The sequence below is a fragment of the Pseudomonas syringae genome (assembly GCF_021605415.1).
In the GTDB taxonomy this organism is placed as follows: domain Bacteria; phylum Pseudomonadota; class Gammaproteobacteria; order Pseudomonadales; family Pseudomonadaceae; genus Aquipseudomonas; species Aquipseudomonas syringae_S.
The window spans coordinates 13,213-29,324 of record NZ_WKEQ01000034.1 but is presented as its reverse complement, the minus strand read 5'-3'; the positions used below and the strand labels follow the sequence as shown (position 1 = coordinate 29,324).

13 protein-coding genes are annotated in these 16,112 nt (G+C 60.5%); 7 read left to right on the top strand and 6 right to left on the bottom strand.

The annotated features are described in order from the left end of the window. The first annotated feature begins 72 nt into the window (after positions 1-72). The 6 genes from dinG (at position 73) to GIW69_RS20915 (ending at position 8,655) form a co-directional block, all read left to right on the top strand. A complete protein-coding gene (gene dinG / locus GIW69_RS20940) occupies positions 73-2,217 on the top strand; it encodes an ATP-dependent DNA helicase DinG (RefSeq protein WP_236484689.1) in 2,145 nt (714 codons plus the stop codon). Positions 2,218-2,312: 95 nt separating this feature from the next. Next, positions 2,313-4,802, top strand: coding sequence for a beta-galactosidase (locus GIW69_RS20935; protein ID WP_236484688.1), 2,490 nt, complete (start codon positions 2,313-2,315; stop codon positions 4,800-4,802). Positions 4,803-4,939: 137 nt separating this feature from the next. After that, the gene (locus GIW69_RS20930) at positions 4,940-6,085 is read left to right on the top strand and encodes a serine hydrolase domain-containing protein (RefSeq protein WP_236484687.1); all 1,146 of its coding nucleotides are present in this window, start codon (positions 4,940-4,942) and stop codon (positions 6,083-6,085) included. A gap of 113 nt (positions 6,086-6,198) precedes the next feature. Beyond that, positions 6,199-7,296 (top strand): OmpA family protein, encoded by a 1,098-nt coding sequence (locus GIW69_RS20925; protein ID WP_236484686.1) that lies wholly within the window; start codon positions 6,199-6,201, stop codon positions 7,294-7,296. A 24-nt stretch (positions 7,297-7,320) separates the two neighbouring features. Beyond that, on the top strand, positions 7,321-7,968 hold the full coding sequence (gene pdxH, locus GIW69_RS20920; protein WP_236484685.1) for a pyridoxamine 5'-phosphate oxidase: 648 nt from the start codon (positions 7,321-7,323) through the stop codon (positions 7,966-7,968). A gap of 222 nt (positions 7,969-8,190) precedes the next feature. Further along, positions 8,191-8,655: an outer membrane lipoprotein gene (locus GIW69_RS20915; RefSeq protein ID WP_016771369.1), complete on the top strand. Its 465-nt coding sequence runs from the start codon at positions 8,191-8,193 to the stop codon at positions 8,653-8,655. Between the two features lie 146 nt (positions 8,656-8,801). Here GIW69_RS20915 and GIW69_RS20910 read toward each other — a convergent pair whose 3' ends face one another. The 3 genes from GIW69_RS20910 to nhaA all read right to left on the bottom strand — a co-directional run bounded on the left by GIW69_RS20910 (position 8,802) and on the right by nhaA (position 11,567). Beyond that, complete coding sequence (locus GIW69_RS20910) at positions 8,802-9,050, bottom strand: pyocin S6 family toxin immunity protein (RefSeq protein WP_236484684.1); 249 nt, start codon at positions 9,048-9,050, stop codon at positions 8,802-8,804. 21 nt (positions 9,051-9,071) lie between these two features. Then, the gene (locus GIW69_RS20905) at positions 9,072-10,259 is read right to left on the bottom strand and encodes an S-type pyocin domain-containing protein (protein ID WP_236484683.1); all 1,188 of its coding nucleotides are present in this window, start codon (positions 10,257-10,259) and stop codon (positions 9,072-9,074) included. Between the two features lie 120 nt (positions 10,260-10,379). Continuing rightward, positions 10,380-11,567, bottom strand: coding sequence for a Na+/H+ antiporter NhaA (nhaA, locus tag GIW69_RS20900; protein ID WP_236484682.1), 1,188 nt, complete (start codon positions 11,565-11,567; stop codon positions 10,380-10,382). A gap of 251 nt (positions 11,568-11,818) precedes the next feature. Between nhaA and GIW69_RS20895 the strand changes: the two genes are divergently transcribed. Next, positions 11,819-12,913, top strand: coding sequence for a PLP-dependent cysteine synthase family protein (locus GIW69_RS20895; protein WP_236484681.1), 1,095 nt, complete (start codon positions 11,819-11,821; stop codon positions 12,911-12,913). A 92-nt stretch (positions 12,914-13,005) separates the two neighbouring features. Here GIW69_RS20895 and GIW69_RS20890 read toward each other — a convergent pair whose 3' ends face one another. The 3 genes from GIW69_RS20890 to GIW69_RS20880 form a co-directional block, all read right to left on the bottom strand. Then, positions 13,006-14,619: an NAD(P)/FAD-dependent oxidoreductase gene (locus GIW69_RS20890; protein WP_236484680.1), complete on the bottom strand. Its 1,614-nt coding sequence runs from the start codon at positions 14,617-14,619 to the stop codon at positions 13,006-13,008. Between the two features lie 95 nt (positions 14,620-14,714). Then, positions 14,715-15,368 carry a hypothetical protein gene (locus GIW69_RS20885; protein WP_236484679.1) on the bottom strand — a complete coding sequence of 218 codons (654 nt, stop codon included), beginning with the start codon at positions 15,366-15,368 and terminating at the stop codon, positions 14,715-14,717. A 110-nt stretch (positions 15,369-15,478) separates the two neighbouring features. Next, positions 15,479-16,078: a short chain dehydrogenase gene (locus tag GIW69_RS20880; RefSeq protein ID WP_236484678.1), complete on the bottom strand. Its 600-nt coding sequence runs from the start codon at positions 16,076-16,078 to the stop codon at positions 15,479-15,481. Positions 16,079-16,112: the final 34 nt, after the last annotated feature.

Below are 16,112 nucleotides of genomic sequence, written 5' to 3'. Positions count from 1 at the left end.
GATTCGCGGGGTATGATAGCCGCCGATCCGAACCACTGAAAATTTATCCAGCGTTTTAGCGCCCGACACTCAATGATCAGCACCGAACTCAAAACCACGATCCAGGGCGCCTACTCGCGTTTTCTTGAGGCCAAGAGCCTGAAGCCGCGTTACGGCCAGCGCCTGATGATCGCCGAAATCGCGAAAGTCCTCGGCGACATCGACACCGACGACGAAGGCCGGCGCAGTGGCGACCCCGCGATTGTCGCGGTGGAAGCCGGCACCGGCACCGGCAAGACCGTGGCCTACAGCCTCGCGGCAATTCCGACGGCCAAGGCTGCGGGCAAACGTCTGGTGATCGCCACCGCGACCGTCGCGCTGCAGGAGCAAATCGTCTACAAGGATTTGCCCGACCTGATGCGCAACAGCGGGCTGAATTTCAGTTTCGCCCTGGCCAAGGGCCGTGGCCGCTACATGTGCCTGTCCAAGCTCGACATGCTGTTGCAGGAAGGCCACGCACAGACCGCCACCGCGCAATTGTTCGAAGAAGAAGGCTTCAAGATCGAGGTCGATGAGGCCAGTCAGAAGCTTTTCACCAGCATGATTGAAAAGCTCGCCGGCAATAAATGGGACGGTGACCGCGACAGTTGGCCGAATGCCCTGGAAGACGCCGACTGGGCACGTCTGACCACCGATCACAGCCAGTGCACCAACCGTCATTGCCCGAACTTCGGCCAGTGCGCCTTTTACAAGGCTCGCGAAGGCATGGGCAAGGTTGACGTGATCGTGACCAACCACGACATGGTGCTGGCTGACTTGGCGCTGGGCGGCGGTGCGGTGTTGCCGGATCCGCGTGACACCATTTACGTGTTCGACGAAGGCCACCACTTGCCAGACAAGGCCATCGGCCACTTCGCCCACTACACGCGCCTGCGCTCTACCGCGGACTGGCTGGAAACCACCGCAAAGAACCTCACCAAACTGCTCGCCCAACATCCGTTGCCAGGTGATTTGGGCAAGTTCATCGAGCAGGTGCCGGAGCTGGCGCGCGAGATCAAGACCCAGCAGCAGTTCATGTTCACCGCGTGTGAACAGGTCGCGGACTTCAAGCCCGGCGAAGACGTCGAAGGTCGCGAGCGGCCGCGTCATCGTTTTGTCGGCGGCGTGATCCCGGAACACATGCGCGAAATGGGCATCGAGCTGAAAAAGAGCTTCGCCCGTCTGACCGACCTGTTCACTCGCCTGACCGATTTGCTCAAAGAAGGCATGGACGGCGAGGTCAACATCGGCATCGCCAGTAATCAGGCCGAAGAATGGTATCCGCTGTTCGGCAGCCTGTTGTCGCGTTCGTCCGGCAACTGGGAGCTGTGGACCGCCTTCACCGTCGAGGATCCGGAAGACAACCCGCCGATGGCGCGCTGGCTGACCCTCGCCGAGAGCGGTTCGCTGTTCGACATCGAGGTCAACGCCAGCCCGATCCTCGCCGCCGAAATGCTGCGCCGCAATCTGTGGAACGTGGCCTACGGTTCGCTGGTAACGTCGGCGACGCTGACGGCCCTCGGCACATTCGACCGCTTTCGCATGCGTGCCGGGCTGCCGAAAAAAGCCGTCACCGCCGTGGTGCCGAGCCCATTCCATCACGCCGATGCCGGTGTGCTGCGGGTGCCGAATCTGAACGCCGATCCGCGCGATGCTGCCGCCCACACGGCGGCGATCATCCGTGACTTGCCGGATCTGGTTGAAGGTTCACGCGGCACGTTGGTGCTGTTCTCGTCGCGCAAACAGATGCAGGACGTCTTCGATGGTCTGGATCGCGACTGGCGCAAGCAAGTGTTCATTCAAGGCAACCTGTCGAAACAGGAAACCCTGAACAAGCATAAAGCGCGGGTCGACGGTGGTGATTCCAGCGTGCTGTTCGGTCTCGCCAGTTTCGCCGAGGGTGTGGATTTGCCCGGCGCGTACTGCGAACACGTGGTCATCGCCAAAATTCCGTTCTCGGTACCGGATGATCCGGTCGAAGCGGCGCTGTCGGAATGGATCGAAGCCCGGGGCGGCAATCCATTCATGGAAATCTCCGTGCCAGACGCCTCGCTGAAACTTGTTCAGGCTTGCGGCCGTCTGCTGCGTACCGAAGAAGATCGCGGCACCATCACCTTGCTCGACCGGCGCCTGGTCACCCAGCGTTACGGCAAGGCCATCCTCAATGCGTTGCCGCCATTCCGTCGTGAAATATCCTGAGACACCGGTGGGCGGTTTCGCTCGCCGTGCTGTCTATCTCTCTGCCATCGCTTTTCCATTGGCCTTTATTGGTCGTTAGGGAGAACTCCGTTCTTATGATCCGCCGTTCGCTGCCTGCCGTATTTGCCTTGATCTTCGCCGCTCCGTTGCTGGCCGCGCCCGCTGCGCCGCAGACCCTGTTCAACTTCGTGCGTCCGGCCGATGTGGTGAAAGTGGTCACCGAGAATGCCGACCTGCCGCAGGCGAACGCCGAGCAGACGCCAGAAGGTGAGGTGCTGCGCCGGGTGACGTTCAATCCGGTGGCGCGCCCGACCTTGCGTCTGAGCCCGCAGACGGGTGCCTGGGACTGGTCTCAGTCCGGGGCGATGAGCTTGCGCATCCAGAGCGCGATGAACTGGGCAGTGACCGTTTACGTGCAAATCCAGAGCAGCGACGGCAAGACCTTGGTCAGCCGTGTCGATCTACCGGCCGGGCCTGCGCAAACTCTGTTGGTGCCGCTGGTTGCGACCTCGCCGCTGAGCCTGGGCATGAAGGCCGGCCCGCCGATGCCGACTACCATTGACGGTCAGCGCATCTTGTTGGCGAGCAGCAGCGGTGAGCTGGATCGCAGCCAAGTGGTATCGGTCAGCCTGTCGATGGATCAGCCGAAAGCGGCGCAAAGTCTTTTGCTCGAACGCTTCGGTGTGCAAAACATTGACGGTGTGACCCAAGCGGTTTACGGCAATCTGGTGGACGCTTACGGTCAATCGACCAAAGCCAAGTGGCCGGAAAAAGTCAGCAACGACGATCAGCTGAAATCCGCCGCCGCCAAGGAGGAGCAACAGCTGAAAACCTGGCTGGCCGAACGCGATAAATCCTCGCTGGACAAATTCGGCGGCTGGAAAAAAGGGCCGGCGTTCAAGGCCAGCGGATTTTTCCGTACCGAAAAGCGTGACGGTCGCTGGTATCTGGTGACGCCCGAGGGCCATCCGTTCTATTCCCTTGGCGTGAATACGGTCAGCCCGGACGTCAACCGGACTTACGTGAGCGGACGCGAGTGGATGTTCGAGTCCCTGCCAAAACCGGACGAGCCATTTGCCCTGCATTTTGGTGACGGCGACAACCGGGGCGGCAACGGCGCCGACCAGGGCCGGGGTTATGGCAATGGGCGCTGGTACGATTTTTACGCGGCGAACCTGCAACGTCTGTATGGCGAACCGTGCAAACCGGACAGCGACACCAAGGCTGGCGTGGCTGAAGCCGCCAAGGCTGGCGCGGCGGAAGAATCCGCAGCGAAAGCCGCAAAGCCTGCCGTCGTACCCGCCGAAGCCAAATCAGGTGTAGCCGAGGCTGCCCAGGCGGGTGCGGAAGCGGCGACGACTGTCGAGAAAACCACTGAACAGCCAACCGCCACGGCTTGCGAAGCCACCATCGACGAGCAACGCTGGAGCGACCACACCCTCGATCGCCTGCAAGCCTGGGGCTTCAACACCATCGGTAACTGGAGCGCGCCTGCGCTTGGCGATGCCGAACGGGTGCCCTACACCTTGCCGCTGTCGATCGTCGGCGATTACACCAGCATCAGCACGGGCAGCGATTGGTGGGGCGGGATGCCTGATCCGTTCGACCCGCGCTTCGCCATGGCCACTGAGCGCGCCGTGGCCATCGCCGCCCGCGACCATCGCGATGATCCGTGGCTGATCGGCTACTACGCCGATAACGAACTGGCGTGGGCCGGCCCCGGTGACGATCCGAAGGCCCGTTACGGTCTGGCCTACGGCACTTTGAAGATGACCACCGACGTACCGGCCAAACGAGCGTTCCTCAAGCAGTTGCGCGACAAGTACCGCAATCAGGCCGGGTTGTCGAAAGCCTGGGGCATTGACCTGCCGGCGTGGGAATTGATGGAGGACCCGGGGTTCGTGCCGCCGCTGCCCAGCGCCGAACATCCGGAAATCGAAGCGGACTTCAAATATTTCCAGAAAGTGTTCGCCGACACCTATTTCAAGACCATTTCAGACGCGTTGAAATGGCATGCGCCGAACCAGTTGCTGCTCGGCGGCCGCTTTGCCATCAGCACCCCGGAAGCCGTCGCGTCCTGCGCGCAGTATTGCGATGTGCTGAGCTTTAACATGTACACCCTCCAGCCGCAGGACGGTTATGACTTTGCCGCGTTGCGCAGCCTGGACAAACCGGTGTTGGTCAGCGAATTCAACTTCGGATCGACCGATCGCGGCCCGTTCTGGGGCGGCGTGACGCAACTGGCCAAGGAAGAAGATCGCGGCCCGGCGTATGCCAACTTCGTAAAACAGGCGCTGAACGAGCCGTCGATTGTCGGCGTGCACTGGTTTCAGTATCTGGATCAACCGGTGACAGGACGTGTACTGGATGGCGAAAACGGTCACTTCGGTTTGGTCGGCGTGACGGATCTGCCATTCCAGGGGTTTGTCGAGGCGGTGCGCAAGAGCAATCTGCAGGCCGTCGAGCAGATCGGCAAAGCAGCGGAAAAACAACCGGTACATGAAGGCGAGGGCGGTCGCCAGGGCGAAGCCGGGAAAGCGGCGGGGCAGGGCCATGCCGGGGGCCATTCCGGCAACGGCCATTAGATCGCTTGCATGTAGGAGTTGCCGCAGGCTGCGATCTTTTGATCTTGATTACCGCCGGGCCCAAGCCTGTTCCCAAAACCCTCTCGGGCTGGAACAATGCGGGCCACTTTGTAGAGCGTTTTCGCGGGGAGTTGCGAGTGCAGATTCAGGGTCATTACGAGCTTCAATTCGAACCGGTGCGCGAAGCCTTCGCTGCACTGTTCGACGAGCCTCAGGAACGCGGCGCAGCCTTGTGCATTCAGGTCGGCGGCGAAACCGTTCTCGACCTCTGGTCTGGCACCGCCGACAAGGACGGCGCCGAGGCCTGGCACAGCGACACCATCGCCAACCTGTTTTCATGCACCAAAACCTTTACCGCCGTCACTGCGTTGCAACTGGTGGCCGAAGGCAAGCTGCAACTGGACGCCCCGGTCGCCGGCTACTGGCCGGAATTTGCTGCCGCCGGCAAAGAATCCGTCACCCTGCGTCACCTGCTCTGCCATCAGGCCGGTCTGCCGGCCTTGCGCGAATTGCTCGCACCCGAAGCCCTTTACGATTGGCAAACCATGGTCGACGCGCTTGCCGCCGAAGCGCCGTGGTGGACGCCGGGCGAAGGCCACGGTTATGCCGCGATCACCTACGGCTGGCTGGTCGGCGAATTACTGCGCCGGGCTGACGGCCGTGGGCCGGGTGAATCCATCGGCGCCCGCATCGCCAAGCCTTTGGGCCTGGATTTCCACGTTGGCTTGGCCGACGAAGAATTTCATCGCGTTGCGCACATTGCCCGGGGCAAGGGCAATACCGGCGACGCCGCTGCCCAACGCCTGTTGCAGGTGACTATGCGCGAGCCCACCGCGATGACCACCCGCGCCTTCACCAATCCGCCGTCGGTGCTGACCAGCACCAACAAACCGGAATGGCGGCGCATGCAGCAACCGGCTGCCAATGGCCACGGTAACGCGCGCAGCCTGGCCGGGTTCTATGCCGGTCTGCTCGACGGCAGCCTGCTGGAAAGCGAAATGCTCGACGAGCTGACCCGCGAGCACAGCCTCGGCGAAGACAAAACCCTGTTGACCCGCACCCGTTTTGGCCTGGGCTGCATGCTCGACCAGCCCGACGTGCCAAATGCCACCTACGGCCTCGGCCCACGGGCGTTCGGGCATCCGGGGGCGGGCGGTTCCATCGGCTTTGCTGATCCGGAACACGATGTCGCGTTCGGTTTTGTGACAAACACACTCGGGCCCTACGTATTGATGGATCCGCGCGCGCAAAACCTCGCGCGGGTACTTGCCACTTGTCTGTAAAGCACTGTGCAGGGTTCCAGGGCCGGAACCAGATACCGTTTTTCGATTCAAAGCGTCTGTTTATCCGGGCGAATGAGCTCTGATTTTTCATTACTTTATTTTGTGGATTTTCAATGTCATCTAAAAAAACCTTCGCCCTGGCTCTGTGTTTTGCAATCACCGGTTGTGCACAGACCCCGAAAAACGACGCGGACGGCGGTAGCTGGTGGCCGTTCGGTTCTTCCGACAAAGTCGCCGCCAAAGAGTCGGCCCCCGCGCCGCTGAAGCCGGCCGCTACCGAGCCCGTAGCCAAGACTGAAAGCAGCAGCCACTGGTACTGGCCGTTTGGTTCCGACGACACTTCCGCCAAGGCTGACGTAAAATCCGACACGAAACCCGAAGCCAAACCGGTTGCCGTTGCGAAGGCGGATGCCGGTGCAGGCGGCAAATGGTGGTGGCCATTCGGCAGCAAGGATCAGAGCGCCGCCAAAGCCGTGCCAATGCCGGATCCTAAAGTCACTCAGGCCTGGCTCGACGATTACGAGCCGCGCCTGCGCGAAGCGGTCAAGGGCAGCAACCTGCAACTTGAGCGTCGCGAAAATGTGTTGGTCGTGACCGCGCCTGTCGAAGGCTCGTTCAACCCGGATCGCCCGGCCATGTTGCTGCCGGTCACTCTCGGCCCGTTCACCCGTGTAGCCAAAATCCTTGAGGCTGACCCGAAAACCGCCGTGCTGGTGCTCGGACACAGCGACACCTCCGGTTCCGCACCGGCCAACGTCAAGCTGAGCCAGGAACGTGCTCAGGCGATTGCGGCGATTTTTCGCCTCAGCGGTCTGCAACGTGATCGCCTGATGCTGCGTGGCATGGGTTCCGAAGCCCCGCGTGCGGCCAACGACAGTGTTGAAGGTCGCGCCCTCAACCGCCGTGTCGAAATGATGGTGACTCCGCAAAACACCATGGTTGCGCTGCTGAGCAAGTACAACATGCCTGCGCCGAAGCCCGTGACGATGGTGGCTGCACAAGACGTCAAACCAGTCGCCAAACCCGTCACGCCGGCGCCTGCCGCGAAGAAAGCCGCCGTACCGGCCGCGAAAAAAGCACCGGCCAAGAAAGCTGCTGCCAAGGCACCTGCGAAGAAGGCTCCGGCCAAGACCCCGGCGAAGAAAACCACGCCGGCCAAAGCCGCCACGACTGACAAGAAAGTCGCCGCGACCGATACCACCAAGAAGTGATTCGCTAACGAAAAGGACTGCGCCATGACCCAGGCTCTGGCTGATATGCGTCGCGACTACACCCGCGACGGCCTGACCGAGGCGCAAGCCCCGGCCGAGCCGTTCGCGCTGTTCCACCAGTGGTTCGCCGACGCGGTGAAAACCGAACAGGCGCCGGTGGAAGCCAACGCCATGACCCTGGCCACGGTTGATGCGGATGGACGTCCGCATTGCCGCATTCTGCTGCTCAAAGGCCTGGACGCGCAGGGTTTCACTTTCTTCACCAATTACGACAGCGCCAAAGGCCAGCAACTGGCGGCCAATCCGTTTGCCGCCATGACGTTTTTCTGGCCGACGCTCGAGCGCCAGGTGCGCATCGAAGGGCGGGTGGTAAAGGTCACGCCGGCGGAGTCCGATGCTTACTATCAGGTTCGGCCGCTGGGCAGCCGCCTCGGCGCCTGGGCTTCACCGCAAAGCCGTGTCATTAATGGACGTGGTGAGCTGGAAGATTTGCTCAAGGCGACCGAACAACGTTTCACCGACACCCAGCCGCATTGCCCGGAGCACTGGGGCGGCTATCGCTTGCTGCCGGAGCGTATCGAATTCTGGCAGGGCCGTTCGAGCCGTCTGCATGACCGCCTCAACTACCGCGTGCAGGGCGCCGACTGGATTCTTGAACGTCTGGCACCCTAAGCAGTCTACCGACCGGGAGAGCCGGCGCAGCGACACTCAGCCAACAGTCATCCATGAAAAATCCCGAGGTCGATGGCGCAAGATCGGCCATTTGGCGCTACTGTTGGAGGACTTTGCAGGCGCCTGTACCGGGCCTGAATGAAAGCAACTTTATCCGGGCGGCGTCGTGACAGGCGTCAAGCTGCGGAGTTTAATGAATACCTGTCCTTTGGAGTTGATGCTATGCGTAAGTCTGTTCTGCTGGTTGCTTCCTTTTCCACGATGGCGATGTTGCTCACCGGCTGCCAATCGAGCCTCACCGGTGACTCCTACTCCCGTGACGAAGCGCGTCGCGTGCAGACGATTCGCATGGGTACCATCGAATCCCTGCGCCCAGTGAAGATCGAAGGCACCAAAACGCCGATCGGCGGCGCAGCGGGCGCAGTGGTCGGCGGTGTTGGCGGCAGCGCAATCGGCGGCGGTAAAGGCAGCATCGTTGCCGCAGTCATCGGCGCAGTGGCCGGCGGCTTGCTGGGTTCGGCCACCGAAGAAGGCCTGACCCGCACCCAAGGCGTGGAAATCACCGTCCGCGAAGACGACGGCAGCATGCGCGCCTACGTGCAGCAGGTTCAGGAGAATGAAGTGTTCCGCGTGGGCGAGCGGGTGCGGATTTCGACTGTTGGCGGGACGAGCCGCGTTTCGCACTAAGCGGCGAAATGGGTAAAAGAAAACCCCGATCAGGTGAAGCTGGTCGGGGTTTTTTATTTGATCAGGGTTTCGGCGCAACGCCAGAATCAAAAGATTTCAGCCTTCGGTAGCTCCTACAAGGAACGCGCTCTAATGAGTTGTTACTTCTATGCGGCACGGGTGCCGATGAAATATTCAAGACCTTTAGGGAAGTTGGTGTTGAGTAGCTTTTCAGCACTAATCACTTGACTCTCGCTCATTTCAAGTTCGCCTGGCTCCAGCTCTTCCAGGGATTTCGATTCGGTGAGTTGTGCCAGTGCCTGGTTCAACTCGTAGTCTTTGATATTGAGTTCAAACTGCAACGAATCATCTTTTTTTTCATCGGGAAAAAAGCCAGTAATGGATAGGTAGCGCATCTTTACTCTCTCATTAAAAAACTATCTTGGGGTTATTCTGCCCGGTTTCGCTGGCTTGGTTCGCTCACCCGTTATGTGATTAAACTCACCTAGGTGAATCCCTAATTTGTCGTAAATTTCCACGGCACCACTTTTTGAATCCCACTCATATATTCGTCCTTTCTTGTCAAGCCAGCGTGCCCTTCGTTTACCGCCACCTTGCACTGATGCCTTTGATTTGACCCTTTTCGTATCAGAGAAAGCGGGAAGTGTTTCAGGATCGTCATGGTATTTATGGTCGGCTGGCTTGTTCTGCACAACATAAACCGGCCTGACTCCCGATCCCACCGGAAATACAAGAATGAAATCCTTGTAATCCGGCGGATACACTGGATTCACCAGCATGGTATCCGCCGCTTTCGTCGGCGGATAAACCCAAATGTGCGGCGCTTGCGGTGCAGCGTCGAGAGCTGGGATGCCGAGGATGTCAGAGCCGTCGACGGCGGGTGTCCAGATCAGTTCGATGCCGTCGCCCAGATCCGCCACGAATTGATTGTCGTGTTCGTCGAATCCCACGACGTCGACCATTTCCCAGCCACGGTTTGTTCCCGTGTAAAAGCCATAACCTTTGAGGCTGCCGTCGGTCTGCAGCTCGACGCGCAGGCGAACACGCGTGCGGGCTTGTTTGAGGGTTTGCAGTTGATCGTCGGTGTAAAGCGCGCTGTCACCGAGGTTCGATGGCATGAGCAGCCCAACCAGTACCGCCAGAGGAGCGGTTGCAGCACCGATAGCGGCGGCTGGCAATGACCCGATTGCCGAGCCCGCCAGCGCGAAACCGCCCAAGCCCACCGGGATAGCCGTGGCGCCGATTTTCTTTAATGGCATGCCACCGCGTTCATCGACCTCGCGGGCGCCAAGCAGAATCAGATCGCCGTAATCTTTCAGGCTATCGGTCGGCACCATGCCCGAGGGATTCGAGTAATCAATGATCGCGTCCGGCAAGTTGCAGGTCTTGGCGAAAACACATCCGGCGCGCGCAGCCACTTCTTTTTTCGCGCTGACTTCACGACCACGCTCGAAGGCATCTTGCCGTGCCAACATCGCGTCGTATGCTTCTTGCCTGGCGTCACGCTCCGCCAGCTCGGTGGCCGTCATGTAGCGATGAGTCACGTAATGCCCGTCCCCCGACGGTGGATTGGCAACCCGGGGAATATCCTTTTTTCCAGCCACTGACTGTCCTTTCGTTCATGCGTCGGCAACCCCTCGGTAGGGGTTGCACGACGTTAACGAAATGGGCAAATCGTAGCTGTAGGACGCGTCGGTAATGGCGTGAGGATTGTTCTCTGTTTATCAGGACGGCAAGGCAGAGGGCTTGCGACTCGCCGCCGCCGTCACCGCATAACCGATAAACGCCGCCAGAATCGAGCCGGTCAGGATCCCCATGCGATCCATCCCCGCGTATTCGCTGCTGCCGGGTTCGAAGGCGAGTGAACCGACGAACAGGCTCATGGTGAAGCCGATGCCGCAAAGGATCGCCACGCCGAGCACCTGGCCCCAGTTGGCGCCTTGGGGCAGGGCGGCGATGCCGGCTTTGACCGCGAGCCAGGTCAGGCCGAAGACGCCGACAGTCTTGCCCAAGAGCAGGCCGATGGCGATACCCATCGGGACGTAGTGGGTGAAGCTTTCGACGGTCACGCCGCTCAGAGACAGGCCGGCGTTGGCGAAGGCGAACAGTGGCAGGATGCCGAACGCGACCCACGGATGCAGGGCATGTTCAAGGCTGAGCAGCGGCGAAGGCTCGGCATTTTTTGTGCGCAGCGGAATGCAGAACGCCAGGGTCACGCCGGCCAATGTCGCGTGGACACCACTTTTGAGTACGCACACCCAGAGGATGAGTCCGATGATCATGTACGGCCCGAGCTTCACCACGCCCAGTCGGTTCATGGCCACCAGTGCGGCGATACACGCTGCGGCGAGTCCCAAGGACAGGGTCGACAGCGCGCCCGAGTAGAAAATCGCGATGATCACGATGGCGCCGAGGTCGTCGATGATGGCCAGGGTCATCAGGAACAGCTTAAGCGATGCAGGCACTCGCTTGCCCAGCAGGGCGAGTACACCAAGGGCGAAGGCGATGTCGGTTGCGGTGGGAATGGCCCAGCCGGCGAGGGCTGGCGGGTTATCGCGGTTTAGAAACCAGTAGATCAGCGCCGGCACTATCATGCCGCCGATGGCCGCTGCGCCGGGCAAGACGATCTGCGACGGTTTCGACAACTGCCCATCGAGCACCTCGCGCTTGACCTCCAGGCCGATCAGCAGGAAAAACAACGCCATGAGGCCGTCGTTGATCCACAGCAGCAAGGGTTTGGCGATCTTCAACGCGCCTACCTGTGCCACGACAGGGGTGTCGAGCAGCCCTTCGTACAGCCAGGACAGCGGCGAGTTGTTCATGACCAGGGCGAGAATGGCCGCGGCGATCAGTAATAGACCGCTGGCAGCTTCCAGCTGAAAGAAACGTGTGAAATTGCTTCGCAGAGGCAAGGTCGCTCTCCATCGATGAGTCAAATAGGTGGCACACCCTAACCCGTACCGTTAGTTGTTAAAACAAAAGTTATATTCTTTTTTGTTATATGTCGTTACATCGCGCCAAGCTTCGGAGGCAGAGTGAGCCTAGCAGTTGCCCGACGTATTTAACCCCAGCTGTGCCTGTCCGGGATGTAGGTTTTTTCCTAAGCTTCAGGACGAGCCTTCCTTTGAGGCTGACAGCCTTGCGATTCAACGAGAAACCAGCCATGAGCGACAACCGACAGTGGGCCCGCGAGGCCATTCGCATCATTGAAGCGGACTTCCAGCGCAGCGCCGACACCCACCTGATCCCTTTACCGCTCCCGGGTTTTCCGGGCATCGAGTTGTATTTCAAGGATGAATCCAGCCACCCCACTGGTAGTCTCAAACATCGGCTGGCGCGTTCATTGTTCCTTTACGCACTGTGTAATGGCTGGCTGAAGCCCGGCGCGCCGGTGATCGAAGCGTCCAGCGGTTCCACGGCGATTTCCGAGGCGTATTTCGCGCGGATGCTGGGATTGCCGTTCATTGCGGTAATGCCGGCAACCACCTCCAGGGAAAAAATTGCCCAGATCGCGTTTTACGGCGGGCAAAGCCATCTGGTGAAAGATCCGACACAGATCTACGCCGAATCCGAGCGCCTGGCCAAGGAACACGACGGTCACTTCATCGACCAGTTCACCTACGCCGAGCGCGCTACCGACTGGCGGGCGAACAACAACATTGCCGAATCAATTTTCCAACAGATGCGCTATGAGCAGCACCCGCAACCGAGCTGGCTGATTTCCAGCCCCGGCACGGGCGGCACTACGGCAACACTCGGGCGCTACGTGCGCTATCGCCAGCATTGCACCCGCGTGTTGTGCGCCGATGCCGAACGTTCGGTGTTCTTTGATTATTACCAGACCGGGGACGCCAGTCTGCGCCTGGATCATGGCTCGAGAATCGAAGGCATCGGCCGACCACGTGTGGAAGCGTCGTTCCTGCCCAAGGTGATCGATGCGATGGTCAAGGTGCCAGACGCCTTGTCGTTGGCGGCCATGCATTATCTGGCCGGGCGGCTGGGACGGCATGTCGGCGGATCGAGCGGCACCAATCTCATTGGTGCGCTGATGGCGGCGCAACAGATGAAAGCGGCGGGGGAGTCGGGGTCGATCGTGGCGATTCTGTGCGATGGCGGCGAGCGCTATGCCGACACCTATTACGATCAGGCGTGGCTCACCGCGCAGGGGTATGAGTTGAGCGGGTTGATGGCGGCGGTAGCGGCGAGTGCCGAGCGCGGTGAACCTTTGCCGACCAGCGTTCTGCGCGCCAATATCTGAAAGCAAAAAGATCGCAGCCGCGAGAGCGCTTACAGGATGAACCTTAATCTCTGTAGGCGCTGTCGCAGGCTGCGATCTTTTGATCTTGAAACTCAGGCATCCAGGCCAAGAATGTCCCGCGCCACAGCTTCGGCAATCCGAATCCCGTCAACGCCGGCCGACAGAATCCCGCCCGCATAACCCGCGCCTTCTCCCGCCGGAAACAAGCCCTTCACGTTCATGCTTTGCAGCGACGCGTCCCGGGTGATGCGCAGCGGCGACGAGGTGCGCGTCTCAATCCCGGTCAATACCGCGTCGTGCAGCGAATAACCACGAATCTGCTTTTCGAACGCCGGCAGTGCCTCGCGGATCGCCTCGATGGCGAAGTCCGGCAGGGCCAAGGCCAGATCGCCCAACGCCACGCCCGGTTTGTACGAGGGCTCGACTTCGCCCAGTTCGGTTGAAGGAATGTCGTTGATAAAGTCGCCAACCAATTGCGCCGGCGCTTTGTAATCGCTGCCGCCGAGGATGAACGCGTGGGATTCCAGACGTTCTTGCAACTCGATTCCGGCCAGCGGACCACCCGGGTAATCGACTTCCGGTGTGATGCCGACGACGATGCCGGAGTTGGCGTTGCGCTCGTTACGCGAGTATTGGCTCATGCCGTTGGTGACGACACGGTTCGGCTCGGACGTCGCCGCCACCACGGTGCCGCCCGGGCACATGCAGAAGCTGTAGACCGAGCGGCCGTTTTTGGCGTGGTGCACCAGTTTGTAGTCGGCGGCACCAAGTTTCGGGTGGCCGGCGTATTTGCCCAGCCGCGCGCGGTCGATCAGCGACTGCGGGTGTTCGATGCGGAAACCTACCGAGAACGGCTTGGCTTCCATGAACACGCCCCGGCTGTGCAACATGCGGAAGGTGTCGCGCGCGCTGTGGCCGAGAGCCAGAACGACATGTTTAGACTTGAGGATTTCGCCGCTCGCCAGTTCGACGCCGACCAGTTGGCCGTCTTCAATCTGCACGTCGCTGACGCGCTCCTGGAAGCGTACTTCGCCGCCCAGCGCACGGATTTCTTCGCGCATGGCTTCAACCATGCCGGTCAGGCGGAACGTACCGATGTGCGGTTTGCTGACGTAGAGGATTTCTTCCGGTGCGCCAGCCTTGACGAATTCGTGCAAGACTTTGCGGCCGAGGAATTTCGGATCTTTGATCTGGCTATACAGCTTGCCGTCGGAGAACGTGCCCGCGCCGCCTTCGCCGAACTGCACGTTGGACTCGGGATTGAGCACGCTTTTACGCCACAGGCCCCAGGTGTCTTTGGTGCGCTGGCGCACTTCGGTGCCGCGTTCGAGGATGATTGGCTTGAAGCCCATTTGCGCCAGCAACAGGCCGGCGAAAATCCCGCAGGGGCCGAAGCCGACCACGATCGGGCGCTCGCCATGATCGGCCGGGGCGTGACCGACGAACTTGTAGCTGACATCCGGCGCCACGTTGACGTTACGGTCGTCGGCGAACTTGCTCAACACCTTGGCCTCATCGCTGACGTTGAGGTCGATGGTGTAGATAAAGCACAGTTCAGAGGATTTTTTGCGCGCGTCGTAACTGCGCTTGAACAAAGTGAAATCGAGCAGATCATCGCTGGCGATGCCCAGGCGTTGCACGATGGCAATGCGCAGGTCTTCTTCGGGATGGTCGATCGGCAACTTGAGTTCGGTGATTCGTAACATGGCGGGATCCAGGTTCGCGGGGCGCACAACTGCGCCAGGGCGTTTGAAGGCGGCGATTATAAGCCGCCGCGCCGGATTCCGTGAGGCTAAAACCGTCAGTCGTCGCGCGAGCCGCCGAAAGAGCCGCAACCGCGCTGCACCTTGCCGTCGATGCGCAGTTCGGCGCTCATGTGCTGGACGCTGCCGGTGCTGGTGTCGACGCAACGTTGCGGCGCCACCCACAGTTCGATCTGCTGGTTGTTGGCCTCGGTGCTAAGGTTGAAACGTCCGTCGCCCAATTGTTCCTCGACATACGGCACGGCGAGCGGCGGTTGACCTTCGCGGTCGATGACCAGACCTTTGCCGCTGACCTTGACGTTCCATTCGGGGCCATGGCCGGCGGCACGCAGTATCAACAGCTTGAAGTTGGGGTCGTCGCATGCAGTGCCGGAGCGCTCGACGCGGTACAGCTGCGTCAGATCAAGGCTGTTGCCTTCGATTCGCCCGCGCACATCGGCAAACAATTTGCCCTGCTCATCGGCCAGTGTGGCGGCTTCCTGCAAAACGCTGGTACCGCCAATGTCATTGATGACGAGGTTGCGCTGCTCGCCGCACGGCTGAAACAGCAGCTTGCCATCGGCGGCCATCAATTGCCCTTGCATGCGGGTCTGGCCGACATGGGACGCGCTTTCACGCGGGCCATCGAGCAATTGGCAGGCCGCGAACAACGGCAGCAGGGCAACAACCATCAAGGAACGGGCAACACGCATCTTCGGCTCTCCAGACAAGTGCCGCCACGTTACGCAGCCTGTCCGTCAAATGCAAAAGATCGCAGCCTGTCTCCTTGTAGCGGCTGTCGCAGGCTGCGATCTTCTGATCTTCAACCCACGTGAAATGTCTGACCGGTTTGCAACCCTTCGACACTCTTGGCGTAGGCCAATGCCACATCCGCCGCCCGAACCGGCTTGTACCCTCGGAAGTACGGCGCATAGCTGCCCATGGCTTCGAGCACCACGGTCGGGCTGACGGAATTCACCCGCAAACCGCGCGGCAGTTCGATCGCAGCCGAACGCACGAAACTGTCGAGTGCGCCATTGACCAGCGCCGCCGAAGCACCGCTGCGAATCGGATCGTGGCTGAGTACGCCGCTGGTGAAGGTGAACGATGCGCCGTCGTTGGCGAACTCGCGGCCAATCAGCAGCAAATTGACCTGGCCCATCAGTTTGTCGTTCAGGCCGAGGGTGAAACTGTCGGTGGTCATTTCACCCAGCGGGGCGAATGTGACTTTGCCGGCCGCGCAGATCAGTGCATCGAATTTGCCCGTCCTCTCGAACATGCCTTCGATCGAGGCACTGTCGCTGATATCGACGTGGACATCACCGCTGTTGCGGCCGATGCGGATGACGTCATGGCGCTGAGACAGTTCTTTATCCACGGCCGAACCAATGGTGCCGCTGGCGCCGATCAACAGGATTTTCATGGAGCTGTGCCTCGAGTGATTGAACGAGGTTGCA

What these genes read in the sequence shown, in the direction of transcription:
- dinG (WP_236484689.1), top strand. Translation starts at nt 73, where the DNA reads ATGATCAGCACCGAACTCAAAACCACGATCCAGGGCGCCTACTCGCGT.
- GIW69_RS20935 (WP_236484688.1), top strand. Translation starts at nt 2,313, where the DNA reads ATGATCCGCCGTTCGCTGCCTGCCGTATTTGCCTTGATCTTCGCCGCT.
- GIW69_RS20925 (WP_236484686.1), top strand. Translation starts at nt 6,199, where the DNA reads ATGTCATCTAAAAAAACCTTCGCCCTGGCTCTGTGTTTTGCAATCACC.
- pdxH (WP_236484685.1), top strand. Translation starts at nt 7,321, where the DNA reads ATGACCCAGGCTCTGGCTGATATGCGTCGCGACTACACCCGCGACGGC.
- GIW69_RS20915 (WP_016771369.1), top strand. Translation starts at nt 8,191, where the DNA reads ATGCGTAAGTCTGTTCTGCTGGTTGCTTCCTTTTCCACGATGGCGATG.
- GIW69_RS20910 (WP_236484684.1), bottom strand. Translation starts at nt 9,050, where the DNA reads ATGCGCTACCTATCCATTACTGGCTTTTTTCCCGATGAAAAAAAAGAT.
- GIW69_RS20895 (WP_236484681.1), top strand. Translation starts at nt 11,819, where the DNA reads ATGAGCGACAACCGACAGTGGGCCCGCGAGGCCATTCGCATCATTGAA.
- GIW69_RS20890 (WP_236484680.1), bottom strand. Translation starts at nt 14,619, where the DNA reads ATGTTACGAATCACCGAACTCAAGTTGCCGATCGACCATCCCGAAGAA.
- GIW69_RS20885 (WP_236484679.1), bottom strand. Translation starts at nt 15,368, where the DNA reads ATGCGTGTTGCCCGTTCCTTGATGGTTGTTGCCCTGCTGCCGTTGTTC.
- GIW69_RS20880 (WP_236484678.1), bottom strand. Translation starts at nt 16,078, where the DNA reads ATGAAAATCCTGTTGATCGGCGCCAGCGGCACCATTGGTTCGGCCGTG.